Origin of the sequence: Pulveribacter sp., assembly GCF_032079985.1 — a bacterium.
Taxonomy (GTDB): domain Bacteria; phylum Pseudomonadota; class Gammaproteobacteria; order Burkholderiales; family Burkholderiaceae_C; genus Melaminivora.
Window position 1 is genome coordinate 183,932 of the sequence record NZ_DAMATK010000002.1, and the last position, 19,311, is coordinate 203,242.

Genomic DNA, 19,311 nt, shown 5'->3' on the forward strand with positions numbered 1-19,311 from the left:
CATGGCCTTGTCGATCACCTTTCCCGAAAACCTCCCCGTCAGCGCCCGCCGCGATGAAATCATGGCGGCCATCGCGCAGCACCAGGTCGTCATCGTGTGCGGCGAGACGGGCTCGGGCAAGACCACGCAGCTGCCCAAGATGGCCCTGGCGTTGGGCCGGGGCCGATGCAATGCGCCCGATGGCACGCGCGGGAGGCTGATCGGCCACACCCAGCCACGGCGCATTGCCGCTTCCAGCGTGGCCAAGCGCATCGCCCAGGAGCTGAATACGCCCCTGGGGGAGGTGGTGGGCTACAAGGTGCGCTTTGCCGACACGCTGCACAAGGGCGCCTCGGTCAAGCTGATGACCGACGGCATCCTGCTGGCCGAGACGCAGTCCGACCCGCTGCTGTCGCAGTACGACACGCTGATCATCGACGAGGCGCACGAGCGCAGCCTGAACATCGACTTCCTGCTGGGCTACCTGAAGCAGCTGCTGCCCAGGCGCCCGGACCTGAAGGTCATCGTCACCTCGGCCACCATCGACGCCGAGCGCTTCGCCCGGCATTTCGCCTCCGACGAAGGCCCGGCGCCGGTCATCATGGTCTCGGGCCGCACCTACCCGGTGGAGGTGCGCTGGCGGCCGTTCGAGGAAAAGCGCGACTTCGACCTGAACGACGCGATCGCTGAGGGTGTGGACGAGCTGTGGGCCGGTGGTGCCGGCGGCGACATCTTGGTCTTTTTGCCCGGCGAGCGCGAGATCCGCGAGGCCGCCGACCACTTGCGCAAGCACCTGCAGCACTCGCCCGTGTTGCGCAATGCCGAAGTGCTGCCGCTGTTCTCGCGCCTGTCGCAGGCCGAGCAGGACCGTATCTTCGAGCCCCACGGCCAGCGCCGCATCGTGCTGGCCACCAACGTGGCCGAAACCTCGCTCACCGTGCCCGGCATCCGCTACGTGATCGACAGCGGCACAGCGCGCGTCAAGCGCTATTCGCTGCGCAGCAAGGTCGAGCAGCTGCTGGTCGAGCCCATCAGCCAGGCCGCGGCCAACCAGCGCGCCGGCCGCTGCGGACGCGTGGCCAACGGCATCTGCATCCGGCTGTACGACGAGGCCGGCTTTTTGCAGCGCGACGCCTTCACCGACCCGGAGATCCTGCGCTCGTCGCTGGCCGGCGTCATCCTGCGCATGAAGTCGCTGGGCCTGGGCGACGTGATCGACTTCCCCTTTCTGCAGGCGCCCACGGGCCGGGCCATCGCCGACGGCTACCAGCTGCTGCAGGAGCTGGGGGCCGTGGACGAGCGCGGCCAACTGCTGCCCACAGGCCGCGAACTGGCGCGCCTGCCGCTGGACCCGCGCGTGGGTCGCATGATCGTCGAAGGGCGCGAGCGCGGCGCCCTGGCTGAGGTGCTGGTCGTGGCCGCCGCGCTGTCGGTGCAGGACGTGCGCGACCGCCCGCTGGACGCGCAGCAGCAGGCCGATCAGCAGCACGCCAAGTTCGACGACGAGAAGAGCGAATTCAGCGGCTACCTGCGCCTGTGGCAATGGCTGCACGACGCGCGCGGCGGCAAGCAGGTGGCCTTGAGCCGGCGCGAGATGGCCGCCCAGGGGGCAGCGCGCACTGCCGGCGCGCCGCGCAACCTGGCCGTGCTACCGGTGGCGCGGCGCCAGCAGGCGCCGGCAGCGCCCGTGGCCGCCCAGCCCGCGCCCGCCGAGGCCGGCGACAGCCACCGCCTGAGCAACCGCCAGTGGGAGCAGCTGCTGCGCCAAAACTTCATCAGCATCCGCCGCGTGCGCGAGTGGCGCGACATCCACTCGCAGCTGCTTACGGTGGTGCGCGAGCACCAATGGCCGCTGAACACCGAAGCAGCCGGCTACGAGGCGCTGCACCTGTCCATGCTTTCGGGCCTGCTGGGCAACATCGGCTTTCGCGCCGAGGAGGCCGACGCCTATCTGGGCGCGCACGGCATCAAGTTCCACCCGCACCCGGGCGCGCACCTGTCCAAGAAGCCCGGGCGCTGGATCGTCGCCGCCGAGCAGGTGGAGACCACGCGCTTGTACGGCCGCGGCATCGCCGCCATCGAGCCGCAATGGCTGGAGCAGGTTGGCGCCCACCTGTTGAGAAAGCAACTGCTGGAACCGCATTGGAGCAAGAAGCAGGCGGACGTGGTGGCGCTGGAGCGCGCCACGCTCTACGGCTTGGTGGTCTACAGCGGCCGGCAGGTCAGCTATGGCCGCATCGACCCGCACGAGGCGCGCCAGATCTTCATCCGCCAGGCGCTGGTGCAGGGCGAGTGGGACGCGCCCTGGCCCTTCTTGGCCGCCAACCTGAAGCTGGTGCGCAAGGTGGAAGAGCTGGAGCACAAGAGCCGCCGCCAGGACGTGCTGGTGGACGAGGAGCTGGTCGTTGCCTACTACGACCAGCTGCTGCCCGAGGGCGTGTTCAGCGGCGCCACCTTCGACAAGTGGTACCGCGTGGCGGCGAAGAATCAGCCGAATCTGCTGCGCCTGTCGCGCGAGGAGCTGATGCGCCACGAGGCAGCGGGCATCACCACCGAGAACTTCCCGCGCACCGTCAAGCTGGGCGGCGTGGACTGCAGCGCCAGCTACCTACACGCGCCGGGCGACGCGCGCGACGGCATCACCGTGACGGTGCCATTGTTCGTGTTGAACCAGGTCAGCGAGGAGCGCGCCGAATGGTTGGTGCCGGGCATGCTCAAGGACAAGCTCCAGGCGCTTTTGAAAAGCCTGCCGCAGCGCCCGCGCAGCCGCTTCGTGCCGCTGCCCGAGAGCGCCGCGCGGCTGGCCCAGCGGTTCACGCAGGACGGCGTGTGGGCGCAGGGCAGCCTGGTGAATGCGCTGCTGAAGGCGGTGCGCGATGAGACTTCGCTCGATGTGAAGCGCGCGGACTTCAAGCTGGACATGCTCAGCCCGCACCTGTTCATGAACTTCCGCATCACCGACGAGCACGGCCGCCAGCTGGGCCAGGGCCGCAACCTGGCGGCACTGAAGGCCGAGCTTGGCGCCCGTGCGCGCGGGGCCTTTCAGGCGCTTGCTTCATTAAAGATAGCTGGCAGCGCTGATCCAGAGCCAGTTTCGGCATCAAAATCACCGCAAAAGCCCGCAGGTAAAGCGCCAGCAGCTATCAAAAATGAGGAGGCTCGCGCCGCGCCGGCGCCGCAGCGCGCCGAGGCGCGCTACACCGCCTGGAGCTTCGGCGAGTTGCCCGAGCTGATGGAGATCCGCAAGGGCAGCCAGACGCTGATCGGCTTTCCTGCGCTCACCGACCAGGGCGACGCCGTGGCCATCGAGGTCTTCGACGAGCCGGAGGCCGCCGCCGCGCGCCACCGCGCCGGCCTGGTGCGGCTGTTCGCGCTGCAGCTGCGCGACGCACTGAAGTACCTGGAAAAGAACGTCCCGGATCTGCAGAAGATGGCCGTGGCCTACATGCCGCTGGGCACGCAGGAGGAACTGCGCGCGCAGATCATCGGCGTGGCGCTGGAGCGCGCATTTCTGACCGAGCCGCTGCCGGTGAATGAAGCCCAGTTCCAGCAGCGTGTGCAGGAGGGCCGCGCCCGGCTGACACTGATCGCCAACGAAGTGGCCCGGCTGACTGGCGCCATCCTGCAGGAATACGCCGCCGTGCAGCGCAAGCTCAAGGACACCAAGAACGCCCGCGAGGCCGTGGCCGATGCCACCCAGCAGCTGCAGCGTTTGATGCCGCGCAGTTTTCTGGCCACGGTGCCCTGGCCCCAGCTGCAGCACTATCCGCGCTACCTGAAGGCCATCGTCAGCCGCCTGGACAAGCTGCGCGCCGACCCTGCGCGCGACGCCGTGCGTCTGAAGGAGCTGCAGCCACTGGAGCAGCGCTACACGCGCCTGCTGGCCGAGCGCAAAGGTCAGCAGGACGCGCGCATGCAGGAATACCGGTGGATGCTGGAGGAGCTGCGCGTAAGCTTCTTCGCGCAGGAGCTGCGCACGCCCTATCCGGTGAGCACCAAGCGGCTGGACAAGATCTGGGCTCAGTTGGGCTCATGAATCGACTGGACGCGGCCTGTATGTAACCGCCGGGCATCCTGAGAGGCGTATGGCCGCGCAGCACGGCAGCGCTGTGGCCGGCCTAGGGCCTGGAATAGATCGCTGTGTGACCGAAACTTCGGTCTGCCAGCCGAGCGGTCAGCAAGCCAGCGCCAGCCGGTCCAGCTCGGCGCACACGTCGGCCATGCGGCCGGAGATGACCAGCCGGCAGGCCCCGTCGCTCTGGGGGCGCATGATCACGCGCAGCGGCCGAGGTGAAGCCGGCCGCTGCACAGGTGCCGCCGGCGCGGTCTGAGGGGCCACTGGAACGAGATGCAACGCCACGCTGGGCACGGCCTGCGGGATGGCGGGGCACCAGGGCGCACGGGCCCGCCCTCTCAGTTGATAGGCCACGCGGCGCAGCGGGCGGCTGACGGCGGAGACGAGCGGCAGCGACGAAGACCAAGCGAGCAAGGCGGACGCCATGTGAAAACTCCCAACCCTCACCAAGAGGGCGACAAGATGGACACAGGCAGGATTGCCGAATGAAAAGCAAACTTGCGCCCATCCGCAGGGCCGGCTTGTAGGGCTTTGGACAGCCCACAAGCCAGACGCCCGCCACCTGCGGCAGCGCTGGTGCAGGCTTGCGCCTACATCAGCATGGTGTTGCGGATCAGGCCCACGGCCAGGCCTTCGATCTCGAAGGGCTCGCCGGGCTCGACCCGGATGACCGGGTAGTCGGGGTTTTCGGGCAGCAGCTCGATGGCGCCCCCGGTGCGCCGCAGGCGTTTGACGGTGACCTCATCGCCCAGGCGGGCAACGATGATCTGGCCGCTGCGCGCCTCGCGCGTGGACTGCACGGCCAGCAGGTCACCGTCCATGATGCCGGCATCGCGCATGGACATGCCGCGCACCTTGAGCAGGTAGTCGGGCCGGTGCTGGAACAACGTGCCCTCGACCACGTAGCTCTGGTCCACATGTTCTTGCGCCAGAATCGGCGAGCCCGCGGCCACGCGGCCGATCAGGGGCAGCGTGAGCTGATCCAGGCCGGGGATGGGCAGGCTGAACTGGGCGCCGCGCGCCGCGTTGATGCTGCGCACGGTCTCGCCGCGCAGCCGGATGCCGCGCGAGGTGCCGCTGACCAGCTCGATCACCCCCTTGCGAGCCAGGGCCTGCAGGTGCTCTTCGGCCGCGTTGGCCGACTTGAAACCCAGCTCGGCCGCGATCTCGGCGCGCGTGGGTGGCGCGCCGGTGCGCGCGATGGCGGTCTGGATCAGGTCCAGGATCTGCTGCTGGCGGGCGGTGAGCTTGGGGCTGGTGAACATGGCTTGCTCCATGAGGGAGGGGGTCAACGGTCGGGTAGTACTGTTGTTTGATCCAGTATCTGTATTTTTGAACAGTTTTTCAGAGGATGCAAGAGGCATGGCAGGAAAAATCGTCGTACTGGGCACGGGCGGCACCATTGCCGGCACCTCGGACGTGCCAGGCGCCAGCGTTGGCTACACGGCCGGGCAGCTGGGCATAGCGCAGCTGCTGGCGGCTGTGCCGCAGCTAGCGCAGGCGGCGCGCGGACCTCTGGTGGCCGAGCAGCTGGCCCAGGTGGACAGCAAGGACATGACCCATGCGTTGTGGGAGCGGCTGGTGCAGCGCTGCCTGGTGCACCTGGCCGACGAGACCGTAGCCGGCATCGTCATCACCCACGGCACCGACACGCTGGAGGAAACCGCCTGGCTGCTGCACAACCTGCTGCCCACGCACAAGCCGGTGGTGCTGACCAGCGCCATGCGCCCAGCCACGGCATTGGCGCCCGACGGGCCGCAGAACCTGCTGGATGCCGTGGCGCTGGCCGCCGAGCCCGACGCGCACGGCGTGCTGGCCGTGGCCGCCGGCGTGGTGCACGGCGCGCGCGAGGTGGCCAAGATGCACCCGCTGCGACTGGATGCCTTTGCCTCCGGCGACGGCGGTCCGCTGGGCTGGATGGACGCCGGTCCCGTGCGCTGGGCGCACGCGCGCGCGCCCGAGGCGTCGGTCCCGCGCCACGGCGGCCTGGCCGCGCGGCTGGGCCAGTTGGCGTGGCCGCGCGTGCAGATCGTGCTGAGCCACGCCGGGGCGGACGGCAGCGTGGTGGACGCGCTGGTGACTGCCGGGGTGGTGGACGGCTTGGTGGCCGCCGCGACCGGCAACGGCACGCTGCACCAGGAGTTGGAGCAGGCCCTGACCCGCGCCGCGGCCGCCGGCGTGGCGGTGTGCGTGGCCTCGCGCTGCCCGCAGGGCCGCATGCTGGCGTTGCCGCCGGATGCACCCTGGAGCAGCGCACCCGGCCTGTCGCCCGTGAAGGCCCGCGTCAGCCTGATGCTGCAGCTGATGGACCGCTGAAACGGCGACGCCCCGCGGAGGCGAGGCGTCGGCCATGGGGCGGGGGCGGTTTAGCTGGACAGGGCGGCCAGCGCGCGCTCGGTGATCTGCTCCACCGTGCCCGTGCCGCTGATGGCGCGGTACTTGGGCGCGTTGGCCGGGTCGGCCTCGGCCCAGCTCGAGTAGTAATCCACCAGCGGGCGCGTCTGCTGGCTGTAGACCTCCAGGCGCTTCTTCACGGTCTCTTCCTTGTCGTCCTCGCGCTGCACCAGGGCCTCGCCGGTCTCGTCGTCCAGGCCTTCGACCTTGGGCGGGTTGAACTTGACGTGGTAGGTGCGGCCGGATGCCGGGTGCGAGCGGCGCCCGCTCATGCGCTCGATGATGGCATCGAACGGCACGTCGATCTCCAGCACATAGTCCAGCTTCACGCCGGCCGCTTTCATGGCGTCGGCCTGCGGGATGGTGCGCGGGAAGCCATCGAACAGGAAGCCGTTGGCGCAGTCGGGCTGGGCGATGCGGTCCTTCACCAGGTTGATGATCAGCTCGTCGCTCACCAGCTGGCCGGCGTCCATCACGGCCTTGGCCTGCAGGCCCAGGGGCGTGCCTGCCTTGACGGCGGCGCGCAGCATGTCGCCGGTGGAAATCTGCGGAATGCCGAACTTCTGGCAGATAAACGCGGCCTGCGTGCCCTTTCCGGCGCCTGGAGCGCCCAGCAAGATCAGTCTCATGGGAAGGTCCTCTCGGGGGTTTTTACAAATCTGGGGTGCGCCGCAAGGGCGCTGGCAGGCCTCAGGAACGGCGCGGGGCCGGGGCTGCTTCATCTATCAGGCGGGCGAGAATAACACGCGTGCCCGGCACGCAGCTGACGCGGAAACGGCCCGCCGGCGCCGGTTGCTGACAGGCCGGCGGCCCTGCGGCACACTGAGCTCCCACCTGTTTTTGATGAGGAGTTTCAGCATGTCTTCTCCTGCGTTTCAAAACACCCTGGCCCTGCTGGGCCGGCTGCTGCTGGCCTGGCTGTTCCTGCCGGCTGGCATCGGCAAGCTGCTGGGCGGCTACTCCGGCACGGTCTCCTACATCGCCTCCAAGGGCTTGCCGATGCCCGAGGCCGGCGCCGCGCTGGCCATCGCGATCGAGGTGCTGGGCGGCCTCGCTCTGGTGCTGGGCTGGGGCACCCGCTGGGCCAGCCTGACGCTGGCCCTGTTCACCCTGGTGGCGGGCGTGATCTTCCACAATTGGTGGGCCATGCCGGCCGAAGCGCAGATGCTGCAGAAGATCATCTTCAACGAGCACATCGCCATCGTCGGCGGGCTGCTGGTGCTGGCCGCCTTCGGGCCGGGCCGCTACAGCGTCGAGGGCCGCCGCCCGGTGCGGGCGTAGCCGAAGCACAAAAGGGCCTCAGCCCGCCGCTGCGGCCAGCAGCGCGCGCACCCGCTCCAGATCTTCGGGCGTGTCCACGCCGGCGCCGGGCGCCTGCGGGCTCACGTGCACGGCGATGCGGTGGCCGTGCCACAGGGCCCGCAGCTGCTCCAGCTGCTCCAGCTGCTCGGTGGGCGCAGGGGCCAGCTGCGGAAAGCCGCGCAGGAAGCCCACGCGGTAACTGTAGATGCCGATGTGGCGCAGCGGCGCGAAGCCGGCCGGGGCGCCGCCCGCCTGCCACCAGGCACTGCCCTCGGCGTGATCGCGCGCGAAGGGAATGGGCGCGCGGCTGAAGTAGCTGGCCAGGCCCTGGGCGTCGGTCACCACCTTGACCACGTTGGGGTTGGTCAGGTCCTGCGCGCTGGCAATCGGGTGGGCGGCAGTGCCCATGGCGGCTTCGGGCCGCTGGGTGAGCAGGGTGGCCACGGCGTCGATCAGCGCTGGCTCGATCAGCGGCTCGTCGCCTTGCACGTTGACCACGATGTCGCCTTCCGCCAGGCCCAGCAGCTCGCAGGCCTCGGCCAGGCGGTCGCTGCCGCTGGCGTGGTCGGCGCGCGTCAGCACGGCTTGCACGCCGTGCGCCTGACAGGCCTGCAGGATGCGCTCGTCGTCGGCCGCCACCACGCAGCGGGCGGCGGCGCTTTGCGCGGCGCGCCGGGCCACGCGCACCACCATGGGCAGGCCGGCGATGTCCGCCAGCGGTTTGCCCGGCAGGCGGGTGGAGGCCAGCCGCGCGGGGATGAGAACGGTGAACGCTGCGGGCGTGGCGCTCACGCCCGCGCCTCCAGCTCGTCGTCGGTCAGGGTGCGGGCCTCGTTTTCCAGCAGCACGGGGATGCCGTCGCGCACGGGATAGGCCAGCCGCGCGCTGCGCGAGACCAGCTCCTGGTGCTCGCGGTCATAGATCAGCGGGCCCTTGGTGACGGGGCACACCAGCAGTTCAAGCAGTTTCGGGTCCATGGCAGGGCAGGGCTATTCCAATGAAGCAGTCGATGATAGCGACGCGAGGCGCGCGTCCAGCGCGGCGAAGAAGGCCGGATCCACGTGCAGCCGCAGCGGAGCGGCCAGGGCGTCGGGGTACAGGGGCTGCAGTTTGACACCATCCTTTTCGGTGCAAATCAGCCTCAAACCCTTATCAGGTGAGCGCTGCCAGCTACTGAAATCATAGTGATCGGGCAGCGCCTCGCAGACCTCGGGCCGCAGGCCCTGGGCGCGCAGCAGGGCGAAGAAGTCCTCCGGCCGGGCGATAGCCGCCACGGCGTGCAGCCGCTCGTGCGCCAGGCTGGTCAGCGGTACGGTGCGGCCGGTGCCGTCCACCGCGTCGGCGGCCAGCGTGCGCCGCAGGGCAAAGCGCGGGGCATGGCCGCCGGCGGGCGCGGTGCCGGTGTGCAGCACGAAGTCCACGGCGCGCGGCCAGGGCTCGCGCAGCGGCCCAGAGGGCAGCAGCCAGCCGTTGCCCACGCCCTGGTCGTTGAACACGCAAACCTCCACGTCGCGCGCCAGGGCCAGGTGCTGCAGGCCGTCGTCGCAGACCAGCACGTCGATCTGCGGGTGCGTCGCCAGCAGCGCCTGACCGGCCTGTGCCCGCCGGGCGGCCACGAAGACCGGCACACCGGTGGCACGGGCGATCAGCAACGGTTCGTCACCCACTTCGGCTGCCGTGCTGGAGGCCACCAGCACCGGGCGCACCTCGCTGCCCTGGCGGCCGTGGCCGCGCGAGATGACGCCGGGCCGCCAGCCGGCCGCCTGCAGGTGGCGCACAAGAGCGATGGTCACAGGGGTTTTGCCGGCGCCGCCGGCGATCACGTTGCCCACCACGATGACGGGCACCGGCAGGCGCGTGCGGGTCAGCACGCCCGCCGCATACAGTGCGCGGCGCAGGGCCGTCAGCCATCGGTAGGGCAGGGACAGGGGCCAGAGCAGCCGTGCCAGCGGCCCGCGGTGCTGCCAGGCCTGGCGCAGGCGGGCGCTCATGGCTGCCTCAACGCCTCACGCCTAACGCTGGGCTGCGCCCGAGGTCTGGGTGGCGAAGGTGATCTGCGTCAGGCCCACGCGGCGCGCGGCCTCCATCACCGTGACCACCGCCTGGTGCGGGGCCGAGGCGTCGGCGCTGATGATGACCACGTTGGTACCCGTGCCGGCATTGCTGGCGGCGGCCGCGCCTGACAGCGCCTGCGCCAGGCCGTCCACCCCGCGGCCCTCCAGCGTGTTCTTGTTCACGGCATAGCGTCCGTCTGCGGCGACGGCCACGATGATCTCGCGCGGGCGGTCGCGCAGCTGCTCGGCGTCCGCCACCGGCAGGGTCAGCTGCAGCTCGGTGAACTTGCTGTAGGTGGTGGTCAGCATCAGGAAGATGAGGATCACCAGCAGCACGTCGATGAACGGGATCAGGTTGATCTCCGGCTCTTCCGGGGTGCGGGGGCGGAAGTTCATGGCGGCGTCGCCCTCTCGTCAGCGTGGCAGCCGCGCCAGATGGCGCACGAACTGCTCGGCCGACAGCTCCAGGGTGAGCAGGTAGGCGTCCACCCGGCTGCGGAAGTAGCGCCAGAAAATCAGCGCCGGGATGGCGACGATCAGGCCGAAGGCCGTGTTGTACAGAGCCACCGAGATGCCGTGCGCCAGCTGCGCCGGGTTGCCACCGCCCACGCCGGCCGCGCCGCCGCCGGCCTGCGAGCCGAAGATTTCGATCATGCCTACCACCGTGCCCAGCAGGCCCAGCAGCGGCGCGGCCGAGGCGATTGTTGCCAGGGCGCTCAGGTACTTCTCCAGCCGGTGCGCCGCCGCGCGACCGGCCCCTTCCATAGCGGCGCGCAGGTCGGCATCCGTCGCTCCGGGGTGGGCGGTGCGGGCGCGCAGGCCGGCGGCCAGCACCTCGCCCAGAGCGGAGCTTTGCGCCAGCTGGTTCACGGTGTCGGGCGTCGGCAGCCCCTTGGAGGAGACGGAGATGGCCTCATCCAGCAGTTTCGGGGGCACGACACGGGCGGTCTTGAGCGCCACGAAGCGCTCGATGACCAGCGCCAGCGCCAGGACGGAACACGCGAGCAGGGGCCAGATGGGCCAACCGGCGGCTTGTATGATCGACAGCAATTCTCACTCCACTCAGGCTATGGAAGGCAGCGGGCGATTATGGCGCAGCGCACACAGGCCTTTCGCTGGCCGCGCGGCGACAGCAGCGCTCGGCTTATCCACCGTTTCTGTGGATAACTTTGTGGGAAACCCTCTGCCGAGCGAGCGCGGGGCCGCGTCATTGCAGGGTTGCGGTGGTCCGATGAAAATTTCAGCGGAAAAAATCTTTTCTAAATCAATGACTTGCGATCCTGTCAAGAGCGCAACCATGGTATGCGCCCGCGGGCACGTGGCCCGCGCCGCTGGCCGCTTTCTGTGGACTACTGCCATGGCCCAATCGCCCGCAAAGCCGCGCCCCGCCTATGTTTGAGACCGAAAACCCAGGTTTGGCGCGGCCTGTATGGCAGGTTGGGGCGCTGTGCCGCGCCATTGCTGATGCGCTGCAGGCGCGCTTCAACCCGGTGGCGGTGCGCGGCGAGATCACCGGCTTTTCACGTGCGGCCAGCGGGCACTGCTACTTCACCCTGAAGGACCGTGACGGGCAGATCCGCTGTGCCATGTTCCGTCGTGCCGCCCAGCAGCTGGATTTCGCGCCGCGCGACGGCGAACTGGTCGAGGTGGCCGGCAAGCTGGGCGTGTACGAGGCGCGTGGCGACCTGCAGCTGATCGTCGAAGACATGCGCCGCGCCGGCCAGGGCGCGCTGTTCGAGGAATTCTTGCGGCTGAAGGCCAAGCTGGAGGCCGAAGGCCTGTTCGACCCGGCGCGCAAGCGGCCCCTGGCGGCCCTGCCGCGCGGCATCGGCATCGTCACCTCGCCCGGCGCGGCGGCGCTGCACGACGTGGTCACCGCGCTGCGCCGGCGCGTGCCGCACATCCCCGTGGTACTGGTGCCGGCCCTGGTGCAGGGCGCACAGGCGCCGGCGTCGATCTGCGAGGCGCTATCAAAACTGTATCTGCTCGCGCAGCAGGGGCGGGCGCTGGAGCCCGATTTGGCCCTCGGAGATGCCCCGCCTATAGACGCTATCCTGCTGGTGCGCGGCGGCGGCTCCATCGAGGATTTGTGGGCCTTCAACGACGAGCGCGTGGCGCGCATGGTGGTGCAAAGCCCGGTGCCCCTGATCAGCGGTGTGGGGCATGAAACGGACTTCACCATCGCCGACTTCTGCGCCGATCTGCGCGCACCCACGCCCACCGCTGCCGCCGAGCTGGTGGCGCAGCCGCGCGAGGTCTGGCTGGGCGTGCTGCAGCTGCTGGCCGATCGGCTGGCCGACAGCGTGCAGCGGCAGATCGACCAGCGCCTGCAGCGCCTGGACATGGCCGCCCAGCGCCTGGGCCGGCCCTCGGGCCTGGCCGCGCGCCAGCAGCTGCAGCTGGCCCGTCTGGCGCAGCGCATGCGCCACGCCGTGCTATTGAAATTGCAGCGCTTTGCGCATGACCAGCAAGCGCTGCAGGCCGATTTGCCCCGAAAGCTGGCGCAGGGCCTGCAGCGCCATGACCAGCGCCTGGAGCAGCTGGCGCTGCGCCTTGCGCTGCTGGACCCGCAGCGCGTGCTGGAGCGCGGTTACGCCGTGCTCACCGACGATCAGGGCCATACCGTGGCCGATGCCGCCGGCTTGCGCACCGGCGATGCGTTGCGCGCCACGCTGGCGCGCGGGCAGGTGGACCTGACAGTCGCCCAGCCGCGCCTGCTGTAGCGGCGCGCGGCCCCAGAAGCCGTGCGCCCGGTGCCGATACCGGCCGCTGCCTACAGCGAAAAGCGCCGTGGTTTCCTACAATGGTCCGTTCGCTCCGCCGGGCCGTCGTGCCGCGGGCGGCCGACCTCATCCCTAACGAGAAGGAAACACCATGGAACACACCCTGCCGCCGCTGCCCTATCCCATCGATGCGCTGGCGCCGCACTACAGCCAGGAGACGCTGGAGTACCACCATGGCAAGCACCACAAGGCGTACGTCACGAACCTGAACAACCTGCAAAAGGGCACCGAGTTCGAGAACATGCCCCTGGAGGAGATCGTGAAGAAGTCCAGCGGCGGGATCTACAACAACGCCGCGCAGATCTGGAACCACACCTTCTTCTGGAACTGCATGACCCCCGACGGTGGCGGTGAGCCCTCCGGAGCGCTGGCCGACGCCGTGCGCGCCAAGTGGGGCAGCTACAGCGCCTTCAAGGAAGCCTTCGTCAAGAGCGCCGCCGGCAACTTTGGTTCGGGCTGGACGTGGCTGGTCAAGAAGGCCGACGGCAGCGTGGACATTGTCAACATGGGCGCCGCCGGTACCCCGCTGACCACCGAGGACAAGGCCCTGCTGACGGTGGACGTGTGGGAGCACGCCTACTACATCGACTACCGCAACGAGCGCCCGCGTTTCGTCGAGACCTTCCTGGACAAGCTGGCCAACTGGAAGTTTGCCGAAGCCAATTTCGCCGGCTGATACCGTCGGCATCCGTCCTGCCCGCGCTGCCCTTGCGCGGCGCGGGCGGCCAAAGGGCCCTGGGAGCGATTCCAGGGCCCTTTTTCCTGGGCGGCGCGGTGTGAAAGTGGACGACAGGGCGGCAAAGCGCTAAAAAACTGCGGACTGACCACGTTAAATTTTGCATGACGGTATTCCGTTGCAAAAAACGAAAGTTCTGCCTTCGTCGTCGCGCACAATCCAAAGCCGTCGCGCCAAAGGCCACGCGCCGGCACGCAAGACCGCCAACCCCTGCGTTATTTCTGACCTTGAGAGACACGGATGAGCACTCAACAACCGACCATCATCTACACCCTGACCGACGAGGCCCCGCGCCTGGCCACGGCTTCGCTGCTGCCCATCGTGCGCGCGTTCGCCGCGCCGGCCGGCATCAACGTGGCCGAGAGCGACATCTCGGTGGCCGCGCGCATCCTGGGCGAATTCCCCGAGTGCCTGGGTGACGGGCAGAAGGTGCCCAACAACCTGGCCGAACTGGGCAAGAAGACGCTGCAGCCCGACGCCAACATCATCAAGCTGCCCAACATCAGCGCCTCCGTCGCCCAGCTGATGGCCGCCATCAAGGAGCTGCAGGACAAGGGCTACGCCATCCCCGACTTCCCCGAGGACCCCAAGACCGAGGAAGAAAAGGCCATCCGCGCGCGCTACAACAAGTGCATCGGCAGCGCCGTGAACCCGGTGCTGCGCGAGGGCAACTCCGACCGCCGCGCTCCCAAGGCGGTCAAGGAATACGCGCGCAAGAACCCGCACAGCATGGCCGAGTGGAGCCAGGCCTCGCGCTCGCACGTCTCGCACATGCACCACGGCGACTTCTACCATGGCGAAAAGTCCATGACGCTGGACCGTGCGCGCGACGTGAAGATGGAACTGATCACCAAGAGCGGCAAGACCATCGTCCTCAAGCCCAAGGTGGCCTTGAAGGACCGCGAGGTCATCGACTCCATGTTCATGAGCAAGAAGGCACTGCTGGAGTTCTATGAAAAGCAGATCGAGGACGCACGCAAGACCGGCGTGATGTTCTCGCTGCACGTCAAGGCCACGATGATGAAGGTCTCGCATCCCATCGTGTTCGGCCACTGCGTGCGCATCTTCTACAAGGAAGCGTTCGAGAAGCACGCCAAGCTGTTCGAAGAGCTGGGCGTGAACGTGAACAATGGCATGGTCAACCTGTACGACAAGCTGGAAACGCTGCCCAGCGCCCAGCGCGAAGAAGTGCTGCGCGACCTGCACGCCTGCCACGAGAACCGCCCCGAGCTGGCCATGGTGGACTCGGCCAAGGGCATCACCAACTTCCACTCGCCCAACGACATCATCGTGGACGCCTCCATGCCCGCCATGATCCGCAACGGCGGCAAGATGTGGGGCCCGGACGGCCGCCTGAAGGACGTGAAGGCCGTGATGCCCGAGTCGACCTTCGCCCGCATCTACCAGGAGATGATCAACTTCTGCAAGTGGCACGGCGCGTTCGACCCGCGCACCATGGGCACCGTGCCCAACGTGGGCCTGATGGCTCAGCAGGCCGAGGAATACGGCAGCCACGACAAGACCTTCGAGATCCCCGAGGACGGCGTGGCCAATATCACCGACCTGAACACGGGCGAGGTGCTGATGAGCCAGAACGTGGAAGCCGGCGACATCTGGCGCATGTGCCAGACCAAGGACGCGGCCATTCGCGACTGGGTCAAGCTGGCCGTCACGCGCGCGCGCAACTCGGGCATGCCGGTGGTGTTCTGGCTGGACGCCTACCGCCCGCACGAGAAGGAGCTCATCACCAAGGTGAAGATGTACCTGCACGAGCACGACACCACGGGCCTGGACATCCAGATCATGAGCCAGGTGCGCGCCATGCGCTACACGCTCGAGCGCGTGATCCGCGGCCAGGACACCATCAGCGCCACGGGCAACATCCTGCGCGACTACCTGACCGACCTGTTCCCCATCATGGAACTGGGCACCAGCGCCAAGATGCTGTCCATCGTGCCTTTGATGGCCGGCGGCGGCATGTACGAGACCGGTGCGGGTGGCTCGGCCCCCAAGCACGTGCAGCAGCTGACGGAAGAAAACCACCTGCGCTGGGATTCGCTCGGCGAGTTCCTGGCGCTGGCCGTGTCGCTGGAAGACCTGGGGATCAAGAACAACAACCCGCGCGCCAAGCTGCTGGCCAAGACGCTGGACGCCGCCACCGGCAAGCTGCTGGACAACAACAAGGGACCGAGCCCGAAGACCGGCCAGCTGGACAACCGCGGCAGCCACTTCTACCTGGCCCTGTACTGGGCGCAGGAGCTGGCCGCCCAGACCGAGGACAAGGAACTGGCCTCCCAGTTCGCGTCCCTGGCCCAGGAGCTGGCCGACAACGAGAAGAAGATCGTCGACGAGCTGAATGCCGTGCAGGGCCATCCGGCGGACATCGGCGGCTACTACCTGCCCGAGCTGTCCAAGCTGGACGCCGTGATGCGTCCGAGCAGCACGTTCAACGGGGCGCTGCAGAAGATGGTTGCCTGACGCGCACGGGCCGCCCGTAGGGGCGGCCCTTGAGCCCAGAGAAGAAAAAAGCCGGCTGCCCGTTAAGGCGGCCGGCTTTTTTGCTGTCTAGGGAACTATTTGCCGGCGAATGGTGCGCCGGACAGGCGCGCGCCGGCCTTCAGCCCGCGCTTGGAAAACCAGCCCTGGTTCATTTCCAGTACGTAGCGTACGGGCTTGGCGGAACAGTGCGAATCCTCGGTTTGCGGTTTCATGTCGGCCAGGTTGACGATGGTGCCGTCGTCGGCGACGAAGGCGGCCGTGAGCGGCAGCAAGGTGTTCTTCATCCAGAAGCACTGCGTGGCCGGTTGGTCGAAGATGAACAGCATGCCCTCGTGCGCCGGCATGTCACGCCTCTGCATCAGGCCGATCTGCCGCTGCTCCGGCGTGCGCGCTACCTGGGCGTCGATTCGGTGCATGCCGGCCGCCAGTTCCACGCGGGGCAGGTCCAGCTGCGGGCCGGACTGTGCGGTGGCCGGGCCGCCCGACAGCGCCGCCAGGGCCAGCGCGAGGGTGGAGAAAAGCGTTCGGATCACGTGTAGAGGCATGGGCAGTCAGGGCATGGCGGCCATGACGGCCGAAGTTGAAAAAGCCCGCAAGGGCAGAAGCTGCCATTTTGCGGGCTTTGCAAGGAGCGCGAGGATCAGGCGGTGTGGCGGGCGGCCTTCTTGGTGTGCTTCTTGGCCACTTTCTTGTGTGTGGCCTTGCGGGTCTTGGCGACCTTGGGCGCCTTGGCGGTCTTGGCCTCCGGGGCGGTAGTGGCAGGGGTGGCGCTCACGGCCGGGGCGGGCGCCTCAGCGGGTGCTGCCGGGGCTTGGGCCCAGGCGCCGGCGGCCAGCAGGCCGGCTGTCAGTGCAGCGAGAAGTTTTTTCATGATTGCCAGTTCCGAAACAAGGAAGATGAGGTTGGTTTGCGCGGCGCTTTGTGATGCCGCCTGTCCACAACGGGACTGCTCGCCTGGCCGTTGACGCGGGTGCGTGCGGGCCAGTGGCTAGAATTTCCGGGTGCCTGCTCAGGCGGCAGGCCTCGCCGGGTTGGGGCTTTTCCGCACGATTCCCACGATTCCCGTTTGTCATTTGTTCACCGCATTCCCACGGAGACCCACGCACATGAGCAGCTACCAGCACATCCAGGTGCCCGAGCAAGGCCAGAAGATCACCGTCAACGCCGACATGACACTGAGCGTGCCAGACCAGCCCATCATTCCATTCATCGAGGGTGACGGCACGGGGGCGGACATCACACCCGTCATGCTCAAGGTGGTGGACGCGGCGGTGGCCAAGGCCTATGGCGGCAAACGCCGCATCCACTGGATGGAGGTCTATGCCGGGGAGAAATCCACCCGCGTCTATGGTCCGGATGTGTGGCTGCCCGAGGAAACCCTGGCCGCCGTGCGCGAGTACGTGGTGTCCATCAAGGGCCCGCTGACCACGCCCGTGGGCGGCGGCATCCGCTCGCTGAACGTGGCGCTGCGCCAGGAGCTTGATCTATACGTCTGCCTGCGCCCCATCCAGTACTTCAAGGGCGTGCCTTCGCCGGTGAAGGAGCCCGAGAAGACCCACATGGTCATCTTCCGGGAAAACTCGGAGGACATCTACGCCGGCATCGAGTTCGAAGCCGAGTCCGACAAGGCGAAGAAGCTCATCAAGTTCCTGCAGGACGAGTTCGGCGTGACCAAGATCCGCTTCCCCGAGACCTCGGGCATCGGCGTCAAACCGGTGTCCCGTGAGGGTACGGAGCGCCTGGTGCGCAAAGCCATCCAGTACGCCATCGACCAGGACAAGCCCAGCGTGACGCTGGTGCACAAGGGCAACATCATGAAGTTCACGGAAGGCGCCTTCCGCGACTGGGGCTATGGCCTGGCGGCCAAGGAGTTCGGCGCCGAGCTGATCGACGGCGGCCCGTGGATGCGCTTGAAGAACCCGCGCACCGGCAAGGAAATCACCATCAAGGACAGCATTGCCGACGCCTTCCTGCAGCAGATCCTGCTGCGCCCGGCCGAGTACAGCGTGATCGCCACGCTGAACCTCAACGGCGACTATGTCTCGGACGCCCTGGCCGCGCAGGTGGGCGGCATCGGCATCGCGCCGGGCGCCAACATGTCCGACTCGGTGGCCATGTTTGAGGCCACGCACGGCACGGCACCCAAGTATGCCGGCAAGGACTACGTCAACCCCGGCTCGGAGATCCTGTCGGCCGAGATGATGCTGCGCCACATGGGCTGGACGGAAGCCGCCGATCTGATCATCTCGTCGATGCAAAAGGCCATCCTGAGCAAGAAGGTGACCTATGACTTCGCGCGCCTGATGGAGGGGGCGACGCAGGTCAGTTGCTCAGGCTTCGGCCAAGTCATGATCGACCACATGTAGAGCGATTCGAGGGAGCTGCACGCTCCCCGTCGTCAGCCTCATCCTCAGCGGGCCCGGGCTTTTTGTTGCTTGTCGCCGTATAGCCCCTCTATGTGGAGGCAACTGCAGGGCCGCCCCGCTGCGCCGCGTCAGCCGATATCCAGCGTCAAATGCCTGTCCTTGAGCAGCGCCAGCGCTGCATGGGGGGTACGGGCGATCATCTGCTCAATGATGGCGTCTTCGTCCACGTCGGAAAAAGCCATGGACCAGCTGGGGTAGCGTCTGCCTCCATACAGGGGCTCGTGAAGCAGGGTGACAACGTCCTTGTGCCGCGCGTCTTGTCGGATGCGCTGGACCAGCATATCAAGCGTGGTGGGCTCGCCCTCGATGTACTGGCAAAAGCGCTCGCCGTCGAACAGGAGTACTCCAGTAATCCCATGCGTGGCATTGAAGGCCCGGGCGGCCTTGATGATGGCGCCTACACAGCTAGCGCTGTGACCGTCGGCCAAGGTGCTGTAGTAGGCGAACTGAGATAGTGCTTCGTTGCTCATGGCGAGGTCCTTTGAACGGGGCGGCAGGGACTGCTGGAAGTCAAAAGAGGCTCACGCATGATGTCCTTGGCGGGCAGGACAATGTATCACCCAGGGAAAGAAATCTCTGGGTCGATATGGAAAAGTCGAATGAAAATACTGTAAATTAATACAGTATCAACATTCAGGAACCACCATGGAAACCGTTGCCGAATCCTTGTACATCGTCGCTCTACACGACGCACCGTCCAGCCTGCCGGCTGATGCCCGGATCACGGCAGAGACCCGCTACTCCCGTGAGCTGGAGCGCGCACTGGGCGGGCCTGAGCAAGTGGCTGCGACGCTCGATGCCGTGCTGTCACTGGAAGGCGCCGACGTGGTCACCGATGCCGACAAGGCACTGGCCGGGCGCTGGCAAAAGGCTTCGGTCACGGCCCGCGAGCGGGCACTCTCGCAGATCGGGGAAACGGAGGAGGCGTACTTCGAGGTGCGCGTCGCCTGAAGGGGGATGTCCTGCCGGAGGGGCGAATGTCCAGGAGCCGGCCGGCGAAGCAAAAAAGGCCGTCCTGAGAGATCAGGACGGCCTTTGAAGTGGCTCCTCAACCTGGGCTCGA

19 protein-coding genes and 1 tRNA gene (1 of these 20 running past the window's edge) are annotated in these 19,311 nt (G+C 67.7%); 8 read left to right on the plus strand and 12 right to left on the minus strand.

Going from position 1 to position 19,311, the window contains the following annotated elements; genetic code table 11:
- The first annotated feature begins 1 nt into the window (after position 1).
- The gene (gene hrpA, locus RT282_RS07170; RefSeq protein WP_313312926.1) at positions 2 to 4,015 is read left to right on the plus strand and encodes an ATP-dependent RNA helicase HrpA; all 4,014 of its coding nucleotides are present in this window, start codon (positions 2 to 4) and stop codon (positions 4,013 to 4,015) included.
- Positions 4,016 to 4,153: 138 nt separating this feature from the next.
- Here hrpA and RT282_RS07175 read toward each other — a convergent pair whose 3' ends face one another.
- Together RT282_RS07175 and lexA are read right to left on the minus strand one after the other, a co-directional pair.
- Positions 4,154 to 4,480: a hypothetical protein gene (locus tag RT282_RS07175; RefSeq protein ID WP_313312932.1), complete on the minus strand. Its 327-nt coding sequence runs from the start codon at positions 4,478 to 4,480 to the stop codon at positions 4,154 to 4,156.
- Positions 4,481 to 4,644: 164 nt separating this feature from the next.
- On the minus strand, positions 4,645 to 5,319 hold the full coding sequence (gene lexA / locus RT282_RS07180; protein WP_312306437.1) for a transcriptional repressor LexA: 675 nt from the start codon (positions 5,317 to 5,319) through the stop codon (positions 4,645 to 4,647).
- Between the two features lie 97 nt (positions 5,320 to 5,416).
- Between lexA and RT282_RS07185 the strand changes: the two genes are divergently transcribed.
- Positions 5,417 to 6,370 (plus strand): asparaginase, encoded by a 954-nt coding sequence (locus RT282_RS07185; protein WP_313312934.1) that lies wholly within the window; start codon positions 5,417 to 5,419, stop codon positions 6,368 to 6,370.
- A gap of 50 nt (positions 6,371 to 6,420) precedes the next feature.
- Here RT282_RS07185 and adk read toward each other — a convergent pair whose 3' ends face one another.
- On the minus strand, positions 6,421 to 7,077 hold the full coding sequence (adk, locus tag RT282_RS07190) for an adenylate kinase (protein ID WP_312306430.1): 657 nt from the start codon (positions 7,075 to 7,077) through the stop codon (positions 6,421 to 6,423).
- 229 nt (positions 7,078 to 7,306) lie between these two features.
- On the opposite strand from adk, the gene RT282_RS07195 reads away from it, so the two are divergent.
- Positions 7,307 to 7,729 carry a DoxX family protein gene (locus RT282_RS07195; protein WP_313312936.1) on the plus strand — a complete coding sequence of 141 codons (423 nt, stop codon included), beginning with the start codon at positions 7,307 to 7,309 and terminating at the stop codon, positions 7,727 to 7,729.
- A gap of 18 nt (positions 7,730 to 7,747) precedes the next feature.
- Here RT282_RS07195 and kdsB read toward each other — a convergent pair whose 3' ends face one another.
- Genes kdsB through RT282_RS07220 form a run of 5 tightly spaced genes read right to left on the minus strand, consistent with a single transcriptional unit; the run spans position 7,748 to position 10,854 of the window.
- Complete coding sequence (kdsB, locus tag RT282_RS07200; RefSeq protein WP_313312938.1) at positions 7,748 to 8,542, minus strand: 3-deoxy-manno-octulosonate cytidylyltransferase; 795 nt, start codon at positions 8,540 to 8,542, stop codon at positions 7,748 to 7,750.
- The gene (locus tag RT282_RS07205; RefSeq protein ID WP_312306424.1) at positions 8,539 to 8,727 is read right to left on the minus strand and encodes a Trm112 family protein; all 189 of its coding nucleotides are present in this window, start codon (positions 8,725 to 8,727) and stop codon (positions 8,539 to 8,541) included. Before RT282_RS07205 ends, kdsB begins: the two co-directional genes overlap by 4 nt.
- A 12-nt stretch (positions 8,728 to 8,739) precedes the next feature.
- Positions 8,740 to 9,741 carry a tetraacyldisaccharide 4'-kinase gene (lpxK, locus tag RT282_RS07210; RefSeq protein WP_313312940.1) on the minus strand — a complete coding sequence of 334 codons (1,002 nt, stop codon included), beginning with the start codon at positions 9,739 to 9,741 and terminating at the stop codon, positions 8,740 to 8,742.
- Between the two features lie 21 nt (positions 9,742 to 9,762).
- Positions 9,763 to 10,200 (minus strand): biopolymer transporter ExbD, encoded by a 438-nt coding sequence (locus RT282_RS07215; protein WP_312306420.1) that lies wholly within the window; start codon positions 10,198 to 10,200, stop codon positions 9,763 to 9,765.
- Positions 10,201 to 10,218: 18 nt separating this feature from the next.
- Positions 10,219 to 10,854 carry a MotA/TolQ/ExbB proton channel family protein gene (locus tag RT282_RS07220; protein WP_312306418.1) on the minus strand — a complete coding sequence of 212 codons (636 nt, stop codon included), beginning with the start codon at positions 10,852 to 10,854 and terminating at the stop codon, positions 10,219 to 10,221.
- Between the two features lie 341 nt (positions 10,855 to 11,195).
- On the opposite strand from RT282_RS07220, the gene xseA reads away from it, so the two are divergent.
- The 3 genes from xseA to RT282_RS07235 all read left to right on the plus strand — a co-directional run bounded on the left by xseA (position 11,196) and on the right by RT282_RS07235 (position 15,801).
- Positions 11,196 to 12,527, plus strand: coding sequence for an exodeoxyribonuclease VII large subunit (gene xseA / locus RT282_RS07225; RefSeq protein WP_313312941.1), 1,332 nt, complete (start codon positions 11,196 to 11,198; stop codon positions 12,525 to 12,527).
- 151 nt (positions 12,528 to 12,678) lie between these two features.
- Positions 12,679 to 13,263 carry a Fe-Mn family superoxide dismutase gene (locus RT282_RS07230; RefSeq protein WP_313312943.1) on the plus strand — a complete coding sequence of 195 codons (585 nt, stop codon included), beginning with the start codon at positions 12,679 to 12,681 and terminating at the stop codon, positions 13,261 to 13,263.
- A gap of 300 nt (positions 13,264 to 13,563) precedes the next feature.
- Complete coding sequence (locus RT282_RS07235; RefSeq protein WP_312759582.1) at positions 13,564 to 15,801, plus strand: NADP-dependent isocitrate dehydrogenase; 2,238 nt, start codon at positions 13,564 to 13,566, stop codon at positions 15,799 to 15,801.
- A 95-nt stretch (positions 15,802 to 15,896) separates the two neighbouring features.
- On the opposite strand, the gene RT282_RS07240 is transcribed toward RT282_RS07235, so the two are convergent.
- Both RT282_RS07240 and RT282_RS07245 read right to left on the minus strand, forming a co-directional pair.
- The gene (locus RT282_RS07240) at positions 15,897 to 16,367 is read right to left on the minus strand and encodes a DUF192 domain-containing protein (RefSeq protein ID WP_409519462.1); all 471 of its coding nucleotides are present in this window, start codon (positions 16,365 to 16,367) and stop codon (positions 15,897 to 15,899) included.
- Positions 16,368 to 16,462: 95 nt separating this feature from the next.
- Positions 16,463 to 16,693, minus strand: a complete 231-nt coding sequence (locus tag RT282_RS07245) for a hypothetical protein (RefSeq protein WP_313312947.1) — start codon at positions 16,691 to 16,693, stop codon at positions 16,463 to 16,465.
- A gap of 235 nt (positions 16,694 to 16,928) precedes the next feature.
- Between RT282_RS07245 and icd the strand changes: the two genes are divergently transcribed.
- Positions 16,929 to 18,188 carry an NADP-dependent isocitrate dehydrogenase gene (gene icd, locus RT282_RS07250; RefSeq protein WP_313312949.1) on the plus strand — a complete coding sequence of 420 codons (1,260 nt, stop codon included), beginning with the start codon at positions 16,929 to 16,931 and terminating at the stop codon, positions 18,186 to 18,188.
- A 128-nt stretch (positions 18,189 to 18,316) separates the two neighbouring features.
- Here the strand turns inward: icd and RT282_RS07255 are convergent, their stop codons facing one another.
- Entirely contained in the window at positions 18,317 to 18,718 is a 402-nt protein-coding gene (locus tag RT282_RS07255; RefSeq protein ID WP_313312951.1) for a BLUF domain-containing protein, read from the minus strand.
- 175 nt (positions 18,719 to 18,893) lie between these two features.
- Here RT282_RS07255 and RT282_RS07260 point away from each other — a divergent pair, with 175 nt between their 5' ends.
- Positions 18,894 to 19,199 (plus strand): hypothetical protein, encoded by a 306-nt coding sequence (locus RT282_RS07260; RefSeq protein WP_313312953.1) that lies wholly within the window; start codon positions 18,894 to 18,896, stop codon positions 19,197 to 19,199.
- A 90-nt stretch (positions 19,200 to 19,289) separates the two neighbouring features.
- Here RT282_RS07260 and RT282_RS07265 read toward each other — a convergent pair.
- Positions 19,290 to 19,311: transfer RNA gene (locus RT282_RS07265), tRNA-Asn, on the minus strand (it continues 154 nt past the right edge of the window).

Excerpts from the sequence above, each read along its gene's own strand:
- hrpA (WP_313312926.1), top strand. The coding sequence starts at position 2 with ATGGCCTTGTCGATCACCTTTCCCGAAAACCTCCCCGTCAGCGCCCGC.
- RT282_RS07175 (WP_313312932.1), bottom strand. The coding sequence starts at position 4,480 with ATGGCGTCCGCCTTGCTCGCTTGGTCTTCGTCGCTGCCGCTCGTCTCC.
- lexA (WP_312306437.1), bottom strand. The coding sequence starts at position 5,319 with ATGTTCACCAGCCCCAAGCTCACCGCCCGCCAGCAGCAGATCCTGGAC.
- RT282_RS07185 (WP_313312934.1), top strand. The coding sequence starts at position 5,417 with ATGGCAGGAAAAATCGTCGTACTGGGCACGGGCGGCACCATTGCCGGC.
- adk (WP_312306430.1), bottom strand. The coding sequence starts at position 7,077 with ATGAGACTGATCTTGCTGGGCGCTCCAGGCGCCGGAAAGGGCACGCAG.
- RT282_RS07195 (WP_313312936.1), top strand. The coding sequence starts at position 7,307 with ATGTCTTCTCCTGCGTTTCAAAACACCCTGGCCCTGCTGGGCCGGCTG.
- RT282_RS07205 (WP_312306424.1), bottom strand. The coding sequence starts at position 8,727 with ATGGACCCGAAACTGCTTGAACTGCTGGTGTGCCCCGTCACCAAGGGC.
- lpxK (WP_313312940.1), bottom strand. The coding sequence starts at position 9,741 with ATGAGCGCCCGCCTGCGCCAGGCCTGGCAGCACCGCGGGCCGCTGGCA.
- RT282_RS07215 (WP_312306420.1), bottom strand. The coding sequence starts at position 10,200 with ATGAACTTCCGCCCCCGCACCCCGGAAGAGCCGGAGATCAACCTGATC.
- xseA (WP_313312941.1), top strand. The coding sequence starts at position 11,196 with ATGTTTGAGACCGAAAACCCAGGTTTGGCGCGGCCTGTATGGCAGGTT.
- RT282_RS07230 (WP_313312943.1), top strand. The coding sequence starts at position 12,679 with ATGGAACACACCCTGCCGCCGCTGCCCTATCCCATCGATGCGCTGGCG.
- RT282_RS07235 (WP_312759582.1), top strand. The coding sequence starts at position 13,564 with ATGAGCACTCAACAACCGACCATCATCTACACCCTGACCGACGAGGCC.
- RT282_RS07240 (WP_409519462.1), bottom strand. The coding sequence starts at position 16,367 with ATGCCTCTACACGTGATCCGAACGCTTTTCTCCACCCTCGCGCTGGCC.
- RT282_RS07245 (WP_313312947.1), bottom strand. The coding sequence starts at position 16,693 with ATGAAAAAACTTCTCGCTGCACTGACAGCCGGCCTGCTGGCCGCCGGC.
- icd (WP_313312949.1), top strand. The coding sequence starts at position 16,929 with ATGAGCAGCTACCAGCACATCCAGGTGCCCGAGCAAGGCCAGAAGATC.
- RT282_RS07255 (WP_313312951.1), bottom strand. The coding sequence starts at position 18,718 with ATGAGCAACGAAGCACTATCTCAGTTCGCCTACTACAGCACCTTGGCC.
- RT282_RS07260 (WP_313312953.1), top strand. The coding sequence starts at position 18,894 with ATGGAAACCGTTGCCGAATCCTTGTACATCGTCGCTCTACACGACGCA.